13 protein-coding genes, 1 tRNA gene and 3 pseudogenes are annotated in these 15,617 nt (G+C 60.2%); 4 read left to right on the top strand and 13 right to left on the bottom strand.

Annotated features, from left to right (window positions below):
* Window positions 1–70: 70 nt before the first annotated feature.
* Entirely contained in the window at window positions 71–2,236 is a 2,166-nt protein-coding gene (locus NKI17_RS18730) for an OmpA family protein (RefSeq protein ID WP_502894543.1), read from the bottom strand.
* Between the two features lie 235 nt (window positions 2,237–2,471).
* Between NKI17_RS18730 and NKI17_RS18720 the strand changes: the two genes are divergently transcribed.
* On the top strand, window positions 2,472–2,918 hold the full coding sequence (locus NKI17_RS18720) for a YcgN family cysteine cluster protein (protein ID WP_023678278.1): 447 nt from the start codon (window positions 2,472–2,474) through the stop codon (window positions 2,916–2,918).
* Window positions 2,919–3,160: 242 nt separating this feature from the next.
* Window positions 3,161–3,520 (top strand): hypothetical protein, encoded by a 360-nt coding sequence (locus NKI17_RS18715; RefSeq protein ID WP_023678277.1) that lies wholly within the window; start codon window positions 3,161–3,163, stop codon window positions 3,518–3,520.
* A gap of 126 nt (window positions 3,521–3,646) precedes the next feature.
* On the opposite strand, the gene NKI17_RS18710 is transcribed toward NKI17_RS18715, so the two are convergent.
* Window positions 3,647–4,357 carry an SIMPL domain-containing protein gene (locus tag NKI17_RS18710; RefSeq protein ID WP_023678276.1) on the bottom strand — a complete coding sequence of 237 codons (711 nt, stop codon included), beginning with the start codon at window positions 4,355–4,357 and terminating at the stop codon, window positions 3,647–3,649.
* 184 nt (window positions 4,358–4,541) lie between these two features.
* On the opposite strand from NKI17_RS18710, the gene NKI17_RS18705 reads away from it, so the two are divergent.
* Window positions 4,542–4,617 (top strand) — tRNA-Ile (locus NKI17_RS18705).
* Window positions 4,618–4,638: 21 nt separating this feature from the next.
* On the opposite strand, the gene NKI17_RS18700 is transcribed toward NKI17_RS18705, so the two are convergent.
* From NKI17_RS18700 to NKI17_RS18680, 5 genes are all read right to left on the bottom strand, one after another.
* Entirely contained in the window at window positions 4,639–5,856 is a 1,218-nt protein-coding gene (locus NKI17_RS18700) for a tyrosine-type recombinase/integrase (protein ID WP_245274750.1), read from the bottom strand.
* A 670-nt stretch (window positions 5,857–6,526) separates the two neighbouring features.
* On the bottom strand, window positions 6,527–7,840 hold the full coding sequence (locus NKI17_RS18695; RefSeq protein WP_023678274.1) for an HlyD family type I secretion periplasmic adaptor subunit: 1,314 nt from the start codon (window positions 7,838–7,840) through the stop codon (window positions 6,527–6,529).
* On the bottom strand, window positions 7,818–9,590 hold the full coding sequence (locus NKI17_RS18690) for a type I secretion system permease/ATPase (RefSeq protein WP_245274754.1): 1,773 nt from the start codon (window positions 9,588–9,590) through the stop codon (window positions 7,818–7,820). The genes NKI17_RS18695 and NKI17_RS18690 overlap by 23 nt, the downstream gene beginning before the upstream one ends.
* A 386-nt stretch (window positions 9,591–9,976) precedes the next feature.
* The gene (locus NKI17_RS18685; protein ID WP_023678272.1) at window positions 9,977–10,777 is read right to left on the bottom strand and encodes a calcium-binding protein; all 801 of its coding nucleotides are present in this window, start codon (window positions 10,775–10,777) and stop codon (window positions 9,977–9,979) included.
* Between the two features lie 464 nt (window positions 10,778–11,241).
* A complete protein-coding gene (locus tag NKI17_RS18680) occupies window positions 11,242–11,451 on the bottom strand; it encodes a hypothetical protein (protein WP_023678271.1) in 210 nt (69 codons plus the stop codon).
* 32 nt (window positions 11,452–11,483) lie between these two features.
* On the opposite strand from NKI17_RS18680, the pseudogene NKI17_RS18675 reads away from it, so the two are divergent.
* Window positions 11,484–11,642, top strand: a pseudogene (locus NKI17_RS18675) (IS66 family transposase); the annotation flags it as partial.
* A gap of 29 nt (window positions 11,643–11,671) precedes the next feature.
* On the opposite strand, the pseudogene NKI17_RS18670 reads toward NKI17_RS18675, so the two are convergent.
* The 6 genes and pseudogenes from NKI17_RS18670 to nodS all read right to left on the bottom strand — a co-directional run.
* Window positions 11,672–11,934, bottom strand: a pseudogene (locus tag NKI17_RS18670) (hypothetical protein); the annotation flags it as partial.
* Window positions 11,935–11,942: 8 nt separating this feature from the next.
* Window positions 11,943–12,905, bottom strand: a complete 963-nt coding sequence (locus NKI17_RS18665; RefSeq protein ID WP_023678269.1) for a LysR family transcriptional regulator — start codon at window positions 12,903–12,905, stop codon at window positions 11,943–11,945.
* A 67-nt stretch (window positions 12,906–12,972) separates the two neighbouring features.
* On the bottom strand, window positions 12,973–13,761 hold the full coding sequence (locus NKI17_RS18660; RefSeq protein WP_023678268.1) for an ABC transporter permease: 789 nt from the start codon (window positions 13,759–13,761) through the stop codon (window positions 12,973–12,975).
* Window positions 13,762–13,764: 3 nt separating this feature from the next.
* The gene (nodI, locus tag NKI17_RS18655) at window positions 13,765–14,676 is read right to left on the bottom strand and encodes a nodulation factor ABC transporter ATP-binding protein NodI (protein ID WP_023678267.1); all 912 of its coding nucleotides are present in this window, start codon (window positions 14,674–14,676) and stop codon (window positions 13,765–13,767) included.
* Between the two features lie 38 nt (window positions 14,677–14,714).
* Window positions 14,715–14,963, bottom strand: a pseudogene (locus NKI17_RS18650) (carbamoyltransferase N-terminal domain-containing protein); the annotation flags it as partial.
* A gap of 35 nt (window positions 14,964–14,998) precedes the next feature.
* A complete protein-coding gene (nodS, locus tag NKI17_RS18645) occupies window positions 14,999–15,595 on the bottom strand; it encodes a nodulation methyltransferase NodS (RefSeq protein ID WP_352450799.1) in 597 nt (198 codons plus the stop codon).
* Window positions 15,596–15,617 lie beyond the last annotated feature (22 nt).

Genomic DNA, 15,617 nt, shown 5'->3' with positions numbered 1-15,617 from the left:
AACCGCGCGTTTCAAGATTGATGACCGCGCGATTCAATGGTTGATCAAATCGCGCGGTTCACATTGCGGTTTATTGGGCGCTGGCCACCGGCGCTACCAGGGGGGTAATCCGGCGGATGGCGACGCGGCGGTTCTCGCGGTTGGGTCCCGACGTGTTGACCTTGAGATACTCCTCGCCATAGCCCTGCGTCGTCAGGTTCTCCGGCGGGATGCCAAAGGCGTTGGTCAAGGCTTCGGCGACCGCCTCGGCGCGGCGGTCGGACAGAGCAAGGTTCGCTTCCGGTGTGCCGACAGCGTCGGTATGGCCCTCGATCAGGAAGCTCTCGGCCGGGTTTTTCTTCAGCAGCTTGTCCATGGCGTTGGCAACACCCTCCAGCTTCTGGACCTCGGTGTCGGAAATCGAGGCCGAACCGAATTCGAAGTTGAGCGTGTCGAGGTCGATGCGGCGGGCGATGTCGCGCACGCGGGCCGAGCGCTTGACCTCGTCGATCGAATAGAGGCGCTGGACCCTCTCGACCGGCGGCCGTTCGAGGAAGGTGTAGTAGTCGTCCGGATCCTCGACCTCTTCGGAATCCAGAATGTATTCCTCTTGCGGGATGGTAAGGCGCATCGGCGGCAGGTCGTCGCCCGGGTCGCGCCAGTCTGCATCATCGTCATAGTTCCGCTCGTCGACATAGCTCAGCACATATTCGCGGCCGTCGGGCGCGATGCGTGAACGCTGGATGACGTCGCCGTAGCGGTTGCGGATGGTGACGATCCGGACACCATTGTCACGCTCGACGATTTCCCGGGTGCGATCGCCCGACAGGTCCTCATAATAGACATTCCTGGCGCCGCGGTGCATGCGCGGTGCATCGCTGCTTTCCACGAACGTCTGGTTGTTGAACTGGAGGATGACGCGGTCGCCGAATTCCCTGACGACGTTGGCGCCCTGGGGGCGCGGACGGCGGCGAACATCCTCGATGTCCGGCGCACGCTCGACGCGCTTGCCTTTTTCCTCGGTCACCGGAACGATCTTTTCAGGCTTGATCTCCCGCTGGGCTGCCCGGTCGTCGGTGGGTGGCGGCCCCTGATCGACCGGAGCCGGCTTCGGGGGTTCGACCTGGTTCTCGCCCTGCTGGGCGGGCTGGTTGCCCTGCTGCTTACCAGCATTTTGGCCGCGCTCCTTGCCACCCTTGCGCTTGCGCAAGACATCCTTCTGGCTGTCCAGAACAGGTGCCTCGTTCGGATTGGCCTGGGCTTCACCCTGGACCGGATTTTCACCCTGGACAGGCGCGGCCTGGCCAGTCGAAGGCTGTTCGCCGGTCGAGGGCTGTTGCTCTCCTGTCACCGGCTGTTCGCCGACAGGCCTCTTGCCACGTTTCTTGATCTTGTCCTGGGGCTGTTCGCCCTGGACGGGAGCGGCCTGCTGCTCGGTCGGAGCCGGTTGGGCCTGTGGGGTCGCTTCCTTATTGGTCGGCGCCGGCTGGCCTTCCGCCTCCGTGGCGGGTCCGGTCAATTCAGCAGGCTTCTTGCGCTTGCCCGGCTTTTGTCCGGGCTCGACAGTCGGAGCCTGTTCTGCCGGGGCAGCCTCGATCTGCTGGTTCTGTTTTTGCTTCTTCTTGCGCGGATTGACGTTGGGCTGGTTGTCGTTTGCCGGCGCTGCCTGCTCGGCCGGTTGTTCCGATGGGGCCGCTTCGATCTGCTGCCGATTGCGCCGCTTCTTGCGGGGTTGCTCGGACTCGGCCGGAGCGATCTGCTCGGCCGGAGCGGATTCCGTTTGCTGCTGTTGGTTGCGCCGCTTCTTGCGGGGTTGCTCGGTCTCGGCCGGAGCGATCTGCTCGGCCGGAGCGGATTCTGTTTGCTGCTGCTGATTGCGCCGCTTCTTGCGGGGTTGCTCGGACTCGGCTGGAGCGATCTGCTCGGCCGGAGCGGATTCTGTTTGCTGCTGCTGATTGCGCCGCTTCTTGCGGGGTTGCTCGGACTCGGCTGGAGCCGCCTGCTCGGCCGGAGCGGATTCCGTTTGCTGCTGCTGGTCGCGCTTCTTCTTTCTGGGCTGCTCTGCCTGCTGGCTATGCGCGCAGGCCTCCGCCGACTCGCCCTCGGCGCAACTCGATTGCACTGGGATGAGCGGCGCCGCGGTACGTTGCACGGGGCTGAATGCGGCATTGCCTTGCAGCGGGAACGCGCCTAACGGCGCGGACGCCATCAACAGGCCAAGCGCCGTGCCTGCCAGAATCCGTGGTTGGCGTTTCATCATAAACACTCCTTGTGGCGTCCCATCCCTGCCCAAACATTCAGCAACCATGTTTGGTTCCTGTTTGTAGGTTCTAGCTGTGGCACAGGGCGATTGACCGGCGTTTTGAAGGCGACTTCATGTCATTCGTATGGTCCTGGCGCATGTTCCGGCGTATTGTCCCGGCGTATCGTTCGGACGAGGGTGCACGGTTGCCGTGCTTGACCTTGAAGCGTCCGAGGGCCACATGCCGACGATGGAAAAGCCATTCTGGAAGACCAAGACGCTCGAGGCGATGACCCCGGCCGAGTGGGAATCACTCTGCGACGGCTGCGGCAAATGCTGCCTGTCCAAACTCGAAGACGAGGACACCGGAGAGATCTACTGGACCAGCGTCGGCTGCCGGCTGTTCGACGCTGGAAGCTGCCGCTGCTCCGACTATGCCAACCGGCTGGCGCGTGTTCCGGATTGCGTCGGGCTGACGCCGCAGAATGTGCGCACCATCAGCTGGCTGCCCAAGACTTGCGCTTACCGGCTGGTGGCCGAGGGCCGCGATCTCTATTGGTGGCACAGGCTGGTGTCGGGAAGCGACGAGACCGTGCACGAGGCCGGCATCTCGATGCGCGGCCGGGTCAGCGCCAGCGAGACCGACCTTGCCGAGCCGGACGACTATTTCGACCATATGCTCGCGGACGAGCCTTAGGATTTTACCGCGAAATCGAGAATCCGGAACCGACGGCAAAACGGACGTTGTCCATCCACCATGCCCACCCTATGCAGCACCGCCGTCCATAACACCGGTTCCAGAAGCGAGAGACTATTCCGGTTCTGCCTCATGAACTGGAGATGAACGGCCGGTTCGCAAAAAATTCAGACAGACGGGTGCATTCTCCTCCCATCGGTTCGACGAAAACGTGTGGAAACCCTCAACAAGGAGAGAAGACAATGTTCAACACCATCAAGACGGCGGCTCTTTCGGCTCTTGTCGGCCTTGGCACGCTTGCTGCCATCCCCGCTCATGCTGACAGCATCTATCTCGGCTTCGGCAACAACCAGGATCCGCGCGTCGGCGTCTATACCGGCGACGAAGATGATGGTTACTATCGCGAACACCGCCGTCATGGCGGCTGGCGCCGGTCCTGTTCGCCGGAGCGTGCCATCGACAAGGCCGAACGCATGGGCCTGCACCGCGCCCGCATCATCGACATCAACCGCCGCACGGTCAAGGTCGCCGGCCGCCAGTATGGCGACCGCGTCGTGATCGTATTCGCCAACGAGCGCGGCTGTCCGATCATCTATCGCTAAGGTCTTCGGGCCTGCGGCCGGCTGACTTGCAGCCGGTAGAGTAGCGGAGCCCTTTCCGCCAGGAAGCGCGGCTCAAAAAACCCCGGAGGATCGATCCTCCGGGGTTTTTCATGCTGCAAGCGATGATCATTTCAATTCGAAAGTCACCGTCACCTGTGCGGTATAGGAATTTTCGCCGGCTTGCACCGGGACCGACGCACCGGCGGCATCGAATGCCTTGGCGTTGATCGGCATCGGCGGTGGTGCGAAATTCTGGTCGGTGATTTCCAGGACCCGGCCGATGCCGACGCCGGCCGCTTCGGCCAGCGTCTTGGCCTTGGCCATGGCATTGGCGACGGCCTTCTTGCGCGCCTCGGTGACGGCTGCCGCCGGATCGTCGTTGGAGAAGGAGATGCCGCCGCCCTGGTTGACGCCGAGCGACACCGCCTTATCGAGAATGTCGCCGGTCTTGTCGATGTCTCGGATGCGCACCGAAAGCGTGTTGGTCACCTGGTAGGCGACAAGCTCGGCCTCCTGGCTGCCGTCGGGCTTGTTGGTGTAGTTATAGCGCGGATTGATCTGGATGCCCGCGGTCTGCAGGTCGCGCTCCTTGATGCCGGACGATTTCATGGCAGCGATCACTGCGGCCATGGCGTCGTTATTGGCATCGAGCGCTGCACGTGCCGTCTTGGCTTCGCGCATGACGCTGAGCGTCAGCAGAGCCAGATCGGGTGCTATCGCCGCCTCGCCTTCACCGGTGACGACGATACGCGGCGGCGGTGGCGAATCGGCGGCGGCCGCGATCGCCGGAAATGCGATTGCGGCGGCAATCGCCAGGGGCAAAATACGTCTGGTCATGAAATCTCCTCGATCTGGGATCCCAAGACAGCCGAGTGTTGGCCGGCGTCCAATGGGCGACGTGCAATAGGTTATCAATATGGGCTGATTTGGGCGATCTCTGCCAGCCCCCTTGGAACGCCTGCTCGGAAAGGCCTCGGAAAGCCTTGTGCGGTTCAGGGAAAAACACTAATCCAGCGCCGTGGGGCCTGTAGCTCAATGGTTAGAGCCGGCGGCTCATAACCGCTTGGTTGGGGGTTCGAGTCCCTCCGGGCCCACCATTGGCTTTTGTGGCCGTTGATTTAATTGGATTTTTTGGCCATTTTTGTCCCACCTCTTTCAACCCCCTCAGAAAGTGGGACAATTTTGTTCTCTTTTCGATCGATAACCAGCAGGTATTTCGCCGCTCTCGCTACCTTCCGGCGACGCGCTTTCTTGATGTAGTGGTCGGGCTGCTGGTACGTAGTCCACCCATATATCGCCTTCAGCTGCTCGTGCGTCGCGCCGTTCTCAGCGGCGATCGTCGCGCCGGCCTTGCGAATTCCATGAGCACTGCAGTGCGGCAGCTCAGCTTGATCACACCACTGGCGCATCTTGTTGCCCAGACCGTTCTCCGAGAACGGGCGACCATACTCATTGACCAGGAAGGTCATCTGGTCGGAGGGCGTGTGCTCAAGTTCCGCCTCTAGTTCGGGCAGAAGCGGGAGCTCCACCAACACCGCATCCTTGTTACGACTGGTCTTCCCAGGCTTAATTCTGATCCACTTCTCCCACTGCTCGGTCTCCTCGTTGTAGACGAGCGTGATGTGCTGTCGACCGAAGATCGCGACGTCGGACAACCGCAGGCCAGTAAACATGAAGATCGAGAGCGCACGTCTGGCTGCGGTACCCAGCGGATGCCGCTTCTCATATTGAACGATCTCCGACACGTCCCATGGGTGCCAGCCGTCGCCGCTCTTTAGCCGTCTGATGCCGCGGGCGGGATTGGAGTCGACGCCCGGAATCTCTGTGTCCTTTGCCCACTCAAACATCGCGCTGATGGCTTTTACGATATTGTTTGCCGCGCCAAGGGCGTCGAGCCTGGTGTCCCTGATCTCCTTAACATGAGACCGTTTCATACCGGCGAATGGCAGAGATCCCTTGGTGGGATACTGAGGATCCGGGTCACCTTCGAGGGGATGAGGTAATTCGCATACGCGCTCCAGAATTGCTCGTCGGCGCGCCATAGTGTCTTGGGTGATTTCCGTGCCGCCCCGACGGTAATACTCCTGGCAAAGCCACAGCAACGTGCCTTTCTTCGCTGGCTCGGAAGGCTTGGGGAGGCGCCGGCAAATCTCGGGAAGAGTGCCGGGCCGAACATAAGTGACCTCGGCGCGCGCGCACCGCAGTTCCTCGAGGAACTCGTCGCTGCCGGTCGGTTCACGGAGCCGGACCTTCTTCCGACCCGGTGCGCGAAAATAGTACCGATCATTGCCGTGGCGATCAGTGTCCTTCACTACGCCCTTAAGAGCGACCTTCACGGGCTCATCCGTCATGTTCGTGGTTTTCGATCCCAAGGATTGTCTAGTGGCGGCGAATCTTCGTCAAGCTTTGGTGCTCCTCCGATTTGGCGGTGAGGGAGCTTTCGAAACGCCAATACAAGTTCCTCGACGTCCCAAACAATGCGCCCCTTGCTCGGCATTCGTGGCTGCGGCATCCGGCCGTCCTGGACCATTTCATCAAAGGTCGTTGAGCTTACGCCGATGAACGTCGCAGCCTGCTCGCGATTGATTCCTACCGGCGGGAGCGAGGGCGGCAAGACGCTCGGGGTGCGCAGCATCGGTTTAGTGCGTTGAAAGCGCGTCTTTGGCGCCTGCCTGTCTTTCTATGCACCTGTCCGAATATTGCAGACGCTCAATCATGTCCTGGCCCTGTGCTTGCAGGCTCACCCTAGGTCTCCAGACCTAGGATCGCTCAAGACACCGGACTCTTTTCCAGCCTTTGTGTACGATGATGGGTATCTTAATGCGCTCGAGGCCAAGAACTGAATGGGCGGCGACTTGCAAGGGCAAAATGACCGCGGAACCACGTATCTGAGTCAGAGGCGCAATCCAACTGAGGAACGCATGGTTGTGTTTTCAGACGGTTATGACTTTCATGCATGCGTAACAACCAACAAGAATACCAACAAAATATTTCTGTGGATCACTTTCATTCCTCATGGAATGCGCGACTGATTTGGTCCGACAGCGGCTTCACAAAATAAGAAAGCGCCGTACGCTCGCCCGTCTGGATCATCGCTTCGGCCGGCATGCCGGGCACGAGCGTCAGGTCCTTGAGCTTCGTCAGTTCCGCATGCGGAACCGACAGACGCACCAGGTAATACGAGACGCCGTTTTTTTCGTCCGTCGCCAGATCGGCTGCGATCCGGCTGACATATCCGTTCAATACCGGCGTGGTCCTCAGATTGAAGGCTGACATCCGCAGCACGGCCTTGTGACCAAGCTGGATTTGGTCGATGTCCTTCGGGGTGATTCGTGCTTCAAGCGCAAGATCGTCGCCTTCCGGCACGATTAGCATAATCGGATCGGCGGGCGTGATCACTCCTCCGACCGTATGAACTGCGAGTTGTTGAATGGCGCCTGACTGCGGCGCGACAATATCGATCCGTCGCAGTTCCTGTTCAGCCGCCACCTTGCGCTCAACATACTCCCCAACCTGCGCCTGAACCTCTCTGAGCTCCTGGCCGACTTCCGTCTTGAAATCCGGATCGATCTGCAGGATCTGCAGGCGCGTTTCGGCTATGCGGGCTGCCGTCTGTGCCTGATGTGCAATCTTCTCACCGCGTTCGCCGCCGAAAGTGGCAACCTGCGTCTTCAGGCTGTTCAAGCGTTGGTCCGAGACAATGCCTTGGTCGCGCAGCCCACTCAGGGCAGCAATTTCCTTTTGGAGAATCTCGGTGCTTTTCTCACAAGCGATTTCCTGCGCCTTGAGCCCCTCGATCTCGTGCTCATATTGAGTGATGCGTTCCGCTAGCTGCGCCTGCCTTCCGTCGCGGGATTGTCTGCGGAATTCGAACAGCCGCGTCTCGCCATGTACTGCCGAAGCTACGTCCGGAACATCTCTGCGGGCGAGCAGCCAGTCCGGGAAGGCGATCTCCGCCAGATCGTCACGCTCAGCTTCGAGTCGTGCCAGGTTGGCGGCCAGCTCATCGAGCCGCTTGGTGACTACAGCGAGAGTGGCGCGCGTCTGGGTGGCGTCGAGCCGCATGAGGATGTCGCCGGCTTTTACTTTATCACCTTCGCTCACCAGGATTTCTCCCACCACCCCGCCGGTCGGGTGCTGCACCTTCTTCACATAGGAATCGACGACAAAGTGTCCGGACGCGACAACCGCACCGGAGAGATTCGTGAAGGCCGCCCAGGCTCCGGCTCCTCCAACAAAGATCACGCTCGCCAGAAGGCCCGCCACCAGGTGCCGGCGAATGGAGCTGGAAACGTCATTATTCTGATGAATGCCGGCCACCGGGATCCTCCATGTCAGCGCGCTCTCCCACGTTATCCTGTGTAGACTCGATGGCCTTGACGCCAGCGCCTGGTGCCATCGCTGCCCTCTTCAAGACTTTGGAAAGCGCTTCATCACGCGCACCGAATGCTCGCTGCCGTCCACCTTCCATGACCAACACAAAATCCACGGCGCGGATGGCGCTCGGCCGATGGGCGACGACAACCGCAATGCCCTTGCGCCCGCGCACGGAGGCGATCGCCTTGACGACCGCAGCCTCGCCTTCCGCATCGAGATTGGCATTGGGTTCATCCAGCACAACAAGGAAAGGGTCTCGATAAAGAGCACGGGCAAGACCGATACGCTGGCGCTGCCCGGCGGAAAGTGCCGATCCGGCCTCACCAATCGGAGTTTCGTAGCCGTGCTCAAATCGGAGGATCAGTTCGTGCGTGCCCGCTGCTTTCGCCGCGGTGACAATAGCCTCAGGGTCAGGATTATCTTCAAAACGAGCGATGTTTTCGGCAATGGTGCCGTCGAACAGTTCAACACCTTGCGGCAAATAGCCGATATGACGGCCTAGCGCTTCCCGGTCCCATTGATCGAGGCTTGCGCTGTCGATGCGAACCTTTCCGGCGACCGGCGTCCATGCGCCGACGATGGCGCGCGAGAGTGTCGACTTGCCCGAACCCGATGCACCGATGATCCCGAGTGCGCTTCCCGCCTGAACGGCAAACGCAAGGCCGGTCACGGTCGGCTTCCTTTCGCCGGGCGGAACGATTGTCACGCCTTCGAGGCGGAGTTCGCGTTCAGGTGCAGGCATTGGCATAACAGAAGCGGTTTCAGGAACCGTTCCCAGGAGGTCCTCCAGCCGCGCCCAACCCTGGCGCGCCATGAGGAAGGGTTTCCAGCTTGAAATGGCCAGATCGACCGGAGCCAGCGCACGCCCCATCATGATCGAACTGGCAATCATGACCCCGGCCGTAGCCTCCTGCCTGATGACAAGGTACGCGCCGACGGCAAGAATGGCCGATTGCAGCAGCACGCGCAACGACTTTGCAATGCCACCCAGCCCACCTGCCACGTCCCCAGCTTTCCGGTTGGCGGCCAGATACTCGGCATTGGCCTTGTGCCATCGGGCAGCGATCCGCTTTCCGAGACCGAGAGCTTGCACGACCTCGGCATTGCAACGCGCTGCTTGCAGTAGGCCATTGCGTACCATGTCGTGGGCAATGGTCTCGCGTATCGGCCGTTGCGAGAGAGTGTTGGTAAGAAGTGTCAGAGATGTGAGACCGATCGCCCCGATAAGTGCCGTCATGCCGATCCAGAAATGAAAGAGGAAGCAAATGGCAAGATAAAGCAGCATCCATGGCAGATCGAAGAACGCTGTCGGACCGTTTCCACCTAAGAATCCGCGAATATTGTCGAGATCGCGAAGCGGCTGCAAGCCGTCGCCCGGCATGCGCGTTAAAAGCGGAAGGCGAACGATCGCATCGTGAACGCGTCCGGAAAACTGTTCATCGAAACGCTCGCCAATCCGCAGCAGCACGCGGGCGCGCAAAACGTCGAGCAGGCATTGGAACGCATAAAGCCCTGCAGCAAGCACGACGAGCCCCACTAGCGTCGATACGCTGCCACTTGCCAGAACGCGGTCGTAGACCTGAAGCATGAACAGCGGCGAGATCAGCGCAAGCACGTTGACCACGCCGCTGATCAACAGAATTCCCCAAATAGCGGAAGTCAGAGGGAAAGGTCTCAAAGCTGAATCCTTCAAGGAATGGTTACTCACGTAGGTCTCCGTGAGGATCTGGCGACCCAGCTCCCTATATTGCTCCCCGAGCGGCAACCGACTCGCTGATTCAGGATCAGTGCTCCCGCCGAATATGTTTGATTTGGCATCTAATGGAGCGGGTCAACAACAACACCGTCCGGCTGAAGGTTTGGAAGGGCAACGTCATCGTGGCCGGCCGCAAGGGCCCGAACAGGCTTCCGCCTCCACGCGTTCAGGGAGATTTCGGTGTACGACCAGCGCGACGTGCAGGGCTTCGTCAAGCTGTACACGCTGCGACTGCTCCCGGGCGCCCCGGCCCATCGCAAGTAGCGGAAACGGAAAGCGCCCGCCCAGGGGGGCGGGGCGCTGTTCCGTATGGGTTTTCCGGATCAAACGAAGGTGAAGTCCGACGCGGTCAGGCCTAGGTCGGCCACGGTGACCACACCGCCCAGGTGGACGAACTCATGCGCGCTGTTGTCGGCGGTGACATAGGCCAGAGTTGCGACTCTGTCGGTGTAGCTGCTTTGGTAGACAATGATGTCGCCGGCGTGCTCGCCGGAGATCGCACTCGCGGCTTCAGAAGCAGAGTTGAAAGATTCGCCAGTGATCACCACGACGTGTTCGCCGTTCGCACCCGAGGCCGCACCACTGTAGAAGCTGCTCACCGGGTAGCCGGACTGTATGCTGGCGTTGTTGACGAAGTTCGCGCCAAAACCGTCGTTGTAGAGGCCCACCGCATCGAAGGCGAACTTGTCCTCCGCCGGGTTGAAATCGGTGATAGTGGAAATGTCCGGCTTCGACCCGACACTCGGGACGACCCCAGGCACCGGATTGTGGAACTGGAACACGAACGTGTCACTGTCGGTGCCCCCGGTCAACGTGTCCTGGCCGTCACCCACGTAGACGACATCCTGGCCGGGACCGCCGCTGAGCCTGTCATTGTCCTCACCGGAGATGCGCGCGTTGAAGCGGCCGTTGTCGCCGGAGAGATCGTCCCAGCCATCTCCGCCGAAGATGCGGTCGTTACCCTCGCCGCCGAGGGCTCGGTCACTGCCCGCGCCAGCCGAGATCTCGTCGTTGCCGCCACGACCGTCAATCCAGTCATTGCCCCCGAAACCCTCCATCCAATCTTCAAGCTTGGTGCCGAGGAGTGTTTCGGAACCCGGGCCACCCTCGATAATGTTTGCCATCGAAAATACTCCTAATGATGCACCCTGCCTGACGCGTTTCATATTCCTCATCGGATAATTAGAGAAATCGATTGCTTGGATAGACACGCATTTACGAAATGGATGCACTCACGTTCACTTCCTTCTGCTGAGCAGTTGCGGGCTCGCAGGCGGCGGGGACGCTGGTCGCCGATGCAATCGATGAAGATTCGACACTCAAACCGGGACTAGACTAGGACGAACTTCGTAACGGGGCCGTCCTGGTTGGGCCCCAAACTTCTCTCTGTTTGCTCGACGCCGGCATACCCGCACCGTGAGCGCTGGACGAGGACAAGTTCCGCTGGCGGAGAACGGCGTGATCGGCTTGCCGCGCCGAAACTGATGGCGCTCGTCGAAGGCATGGACTGGACGCGCGTTCGAGCCGAACGGCGACGGCGTCCGGCCGGAAGGCGGTGGCGAAGTGACTCAGGCGCAAAAGGCGGGCTTCAGGCCGTGTAAAACAAGCTCCTGTCGGCGTCATGACGAGAAGCGCTTCGGCCCGTCCCCACGAAATCGATCCGCTCAAGGCGATGTTCGTCGCCATGGCGGCGGAGAAGGCCGAACTGCAACAACTCCGGAGCGAAACACTCAAGGCCGAGATCGTCCGGATGGCGACACTCAACGAGCGTGCCCAGGAGAGGATCGCCGACCTTCATGGGATCGTCAAGCAGCTGGAGCGCGCCGCTTCGGTCGCAGCTCCGAGAAGCTCGAACGTGCCCAGCAGGCCTTCGCCTTCGAAATCCAGACCGGGCTCGGCGCGATTGAGTCCGAGCTCGAGGCCGCAAGACCGACAGGCGAGCCGCGACGTGCTGCGCGACCGCGCAAGGCGTTCCCGGCGCATCTGGAGCGGGTCGAGATCGTCATCCAGCCCGAGCCATGGGGGAAGAAGCGCTCCCGCAGCCAATCGTCCAGTCCGTCAAACGCGGTCGGCCGCACAGGCTTGCGAAACGGAACAGTCCCGCCCTCGCTTAGATACCGAGGCACCGTGTTGCGAGCGCACCCGAATTCGTTCGCCCGTCGGTTCCCCAGCCAAGCTCATGCAGCGGCAGCATCGCTGCCACCTCTTCAGGCTGAAGGATCTGCTCTCCCTGCATCGTTCTCGACAATGCAGGAATCGCCCAATCCCAATCGCCATCCATGCCTCCTCTCATAACCGAGGGGTCGTCGGCCGACAACTGAGACGTCCGGTGCTCTTAGGCGGGGTAATCATACGAGATGCCTCCTGCAACATCATTTCCCGCATCCATAGGCTTGCCGGATCATTATTGTGAAGCGCAGGCCATTGGACGGCCTCCGTGAATGCGGCAGGAAGTGGCGGCGGAAGTTCGACAATCCGCAGGGGTGTTAATTTTGCGAAATGCTGCGCCAGCCGTAAGGGCATTGTCCCGATGCGGTTGGTGCCTGATAGAAGGGGCGGGATCATGCTAAAGCCCTGTACGACGACCTCGATACGTCTCTCGAAACCGTTCTCGAGCAAATACCATTCCTCGATGGAGGGCTGCCGGGTGTCCCCGAATTTAAGCACAACCTGCCCCATCGACAAGTATCGGTCGAATGTAAGTGGCTCTGACAGCTGCTTGTTCGTGCCGCAGCCTACGCATACGAGTATATCTTCGAACAGGGCTGCGCGAGGATGTTTCGACATGAACACTTCCGGCATAATCAGAAAATCAACGTCGCCGCGCCGGAGAAGCTCCTCGGGGTCGTCGGAAATAAGCAGACATTCGAAGCGGACGGCGGGAGCTTCCCGCGCAGCACGCTTTACGATCTTCTTAAAAAATACGAGCGTGAGGTAATCGGAAAGGATGATGCGGAAGCGACGATCCGATCGGGCCGGGTTAAAGGCGTCCCAGGAAATAATCGACAGCTGGATGTGCAGCAATGCCTCCCGGACTGCTGTGGCGAGCCCCTCCGCGCGCGGTGTCAAAATGAGTTCGCGGCCGTTCATCGTAAATAGCTCATCGCTGAAATAGGCGCGTAACCGACCGACGGCGGCGCTCATGGCCGGCTGACTCAGGTTAATACTGCGGGCCGCGGCGGTGACTTTACGCTCCCTGATCAAAGCATCCAGCACAACCAGGAGATTTAGATCGAGTCCCTTAAAACGCATGTATTGACCTATCCGACGCGTGGATGGGTATCGCCCAAAGAAACAATTTTACGAATGGTGAGTAGCGTCAACGCATCAGCCGACGACGAAATAGAGCAACCGATAGGAAGAACGGCAAAACCGTGTATATGCAAAGCGCGCCGATATGCAGGCCCATGCTGCCGGCCGGACGGCCAAGCATCGCCGGACGAATGAGGTCAATTGCATGTGCGAGCGGCAACAAGGAGGCGACGTCCTGAAAAGCGCCGGGCAATTGGTTGACCGGAAACATCGCGCCGCAAAGGAACAGCATGGGTGTTATAACAAGCGTATTATAAAATATGAAATATTCATAACTGGGCGCAAGCGCCGTGACGACCATCGCTAGACTCGCGAAGGCGAGGCCACTGAGAGCGATGACTGGCAGCAAGCAGAGGATGGATGGCCACGATGTGTAGCCGAGCGTGGTGGCAACAATGGTGATTGCTGTGCCCGCCATCAGGGCCTTGGTGGCTGCCCACGCCAATTCGCCGAGTACGATATCGCCGAGCGTCAGCTGAGTGCATAGCATTCCTTCCCAGGTGCGCTGGTTGTCCATGCGTCCGAAACTCCCGTAAACCGTTTCAGCGGTCGCCGATGCCATCGCGCTTGTGGCAACCATGCCAGCCGCGAGAAACGCAATGTACGAAGTGCCCTCAACAGGACCTATCATTGTTCCGATGCCAAAGCCGAGACCGAACAGATAGATCATCGGATCGGCGAGGTTGCCGAGAACCGATGCAAGCCCGATTTTCTTCCATCCAAGATAGTTGCGGCGCCAAACCGCGACCCAATTCCACGCATTGGCGGGCATGCCCGCCGCATAACGTTCGCCCATTGTTCAGTCCTCCATCTCGCGCCCGGTTAGCCGCAAGAACACATCCTCGAGATTGGGGGGACGCTGCAGAAGGCGCAGACCCGCGCGCCCGCGTAGCTGCCCCAGCACCTGCTCCGGATCGGGTGCATAGCAAAAAAGCGTCTCACCGCTCACCTCGATGCGCTGTGCGTACGGCCGGATCAGCGCACCCAGTTCATGCGGATTGCCGCCGTAGACCTCGACCACGTCACAGCCGATCTGCTCGTCAATGAGTGCGGACGGGCGGCCTTCGGCGATCTTGCGCCCCTCCTCCATAACGCACAGCCGATCGCACAGCCGCTCGGCCTCTTCCATGAAATGGGTAGTCAAAAGAATAGTCTTGCCCCGCGCCAGCAGCGATCGCAGCCGTTCCCAGATCAGGTGGCGGGCCTGCGGATCGAGGCCGGTGGTCGGCTCGTCCATCACCAGCAAGTGCGGGTCATTGATCAGCGCACGCGCGAGCGTCAGGCGCCGCTTCATGCCGCCGGACAGTTCGGCGACGCGCGCATCCGCTTTGTTCTCGAGGCGGGCGAACTCAAGCAGCGACGGTATGACCGCTTCGATCTGGCGTCTGCTCATCCGGAAGTAGCGCCCGAACACCAACAGGTTCTCGCGTACAGTGAACGCGGTATCAAGATTGTCGAACTGCGGGACCACGCCGATGCGCATACGTGCCAAACGCGCGCGCGCCGGCACTGGAGCGCCGAGCACAGTAATCTTCCCCGCATCAGGCGATGTCATGCCGAGGACCATACGCGCAATCGTGCTTTTGCCCGCACCGTTCGGTCCCAAGAGCCCGAAGCATTCCCCCGCCGTAACGCGGAACGACAGTCTGTCGACAACGAGCTTGTCATAAGTTTTGCTTACGTCAGTAAGATCGATCGTTACCGTGGACATGAGTTCATTTTACCGAGAGCGTCGCCACGACTGGCGGTTGCTGTTGCCTGCCGGACCTGAAACTGTGACTCGTCTTCGCCATCCCAGCCGTCGATAACGAACTGATCGACATCACAAGGATTTAGCCCCTGTTCCGCCAAAGCGGCGACAATTGCGTCGAGATTATCGATGGTTTGGTAACGCGGATTGTTGTGCCGCTTTTCCTGCTCTACGCAGAAGACGAGCCGTCCATCCTCGACAAGGGCGATCGCCCCATCATGGGTCAGCTTGGTACCACAGATGCGCATAGTGTCTCCACGTTAAGGGCGATAGATTCGATTCATCAGGAAGCGGAAAGCGGGTTCCGGAAACGGACGAGCAAGCAGTCTTCGTTGACCGACTCGCCCCGACACTCAAGACGCTCTACCTCGATCAACGTTTCGTTCAGCATGGCGATGACCGGCTCAGCACCAGCGGCGTGACCCCAGCGACGGCAATTAGCATCCCTTGCCGATCCGAAGATCAGATGCCCGCCTGGCGCAAGCACCCGCACCAGGTTTTTGACGGCCGCGCGCATCTCGGCTATGTCTTCGAGGTAGTATAGGACCTCCGCCACAACGATCAGGTCAAACAACTCGTCGGTCGAAAACTGTTGAACATCGGAGACTATCCAGTTGATGCGCGACGGCTCCTTTATCCGTTGACGTGCTCGAGCAATCGCTTGCGCCACGACATCGATGACGGTGAGCCCTTGGCAGTAGGGGGCTAGTTTTTCCGTGAATGCGCCGGCAGCGCACCCGACTTCGAGGGCATTTGTAATGGAGCCTTGGGCAAGCGCCAGCTGGAGCATTTGCGTGTGGCGCTCCCGCTCGAACGGATTGCCGTCGAGGCGCCACGGATCGTCTGCGGCCAATTCCCGATCGAGCAACTGATGATTCATGTTCTGGGTCAAACTCGTCCAC

Origin of the sequence: Mesorhizobium sp. M0816 (assembly GCF_040320005.1) — a bacterium.
Lineage (GTDB): Bacteria > Pseudomonadota > Alphaproteobacteria > Rhizobiales > Rhizobiaceae > Mesorhizobium.
The sequence above is the reverse complement of the archived record's forward strand: the minus strand, read 5'-3'. Positions and strand labels throughout refer to the sequence as shown.

Bases quoted from the DNA above. Each gene is read 5' to 3' on its own strand.
- NKI17_RS18730 (WP_502894543.1), bottom strand. From the start codon at position 2,236: ATGAAACGCCAACCACGGATTCTGGCAGGCACGGCGCTTGGCCTGTTG.
- NKI17_RS18720 (WP_023678278.1), top strand. From the start codon at position 2,472: ATGGAAAAGCCATTCTGGAAGACCAAGACGCTCGAGGCGATGACCCCG.
- NKI17_RS18715 (WP_023678277.1), top strand. From the start codon at position 3,161: ATGTTCAACACCATCAAGACGGCGGCTCTTTCGGCTCTTGTCGGCCTT.
- NKI17_RS18710 (WP_023678276.1), bottom strand. From the start codon at position 4,357: ATGACCAGACGTATTTTGCCCCTGGCGATTGCCGCCGCAATCGCATTT.
- NKI17_RS18685 (WP_023678272.1), bottom strand. From the start codon at position 10,777: ATGGCAAACATTATCGAGGGTGGCCCGGGTTCCGAAACACTCCTCGGC.
- NKI17_RS18680 (WP_023678271.1), bottom strand. From the start codon at position 11,451: ATGAAGGTCGGCGATCCTCTCCTGGGCACGCTCGTTGAGTGTCGCCAT.
- NKI17_RS18665 (WP_023678269.1), bottom strand. From the start codon at position 12,905: ATGCGTTTTAAGGGACTCGATCTAAATCTCCTGGTTGTGCTGGATGCT.
- NKI17_RS18660 (WP_023678268.1), bottom strand. From the start codon at position 13,761: ATGGGCGAACGTTATGCGGCGGGCATGCCCGCCAATGCGTGGAATTGG.
- nodI (WP_023678267.1), bottom strand. From the start codon at position 14,676: ATGTCCACGGTAACGATCGATCTTACTGACGTAAGCAAAACTTATGAC.
- nodS (WP_352450799.1), bottom strand. From the start codon at position 15,595: ATGAATCATCAGTTGCTCGATCGGGAATTGGCCGCAGACGATCCGTGG.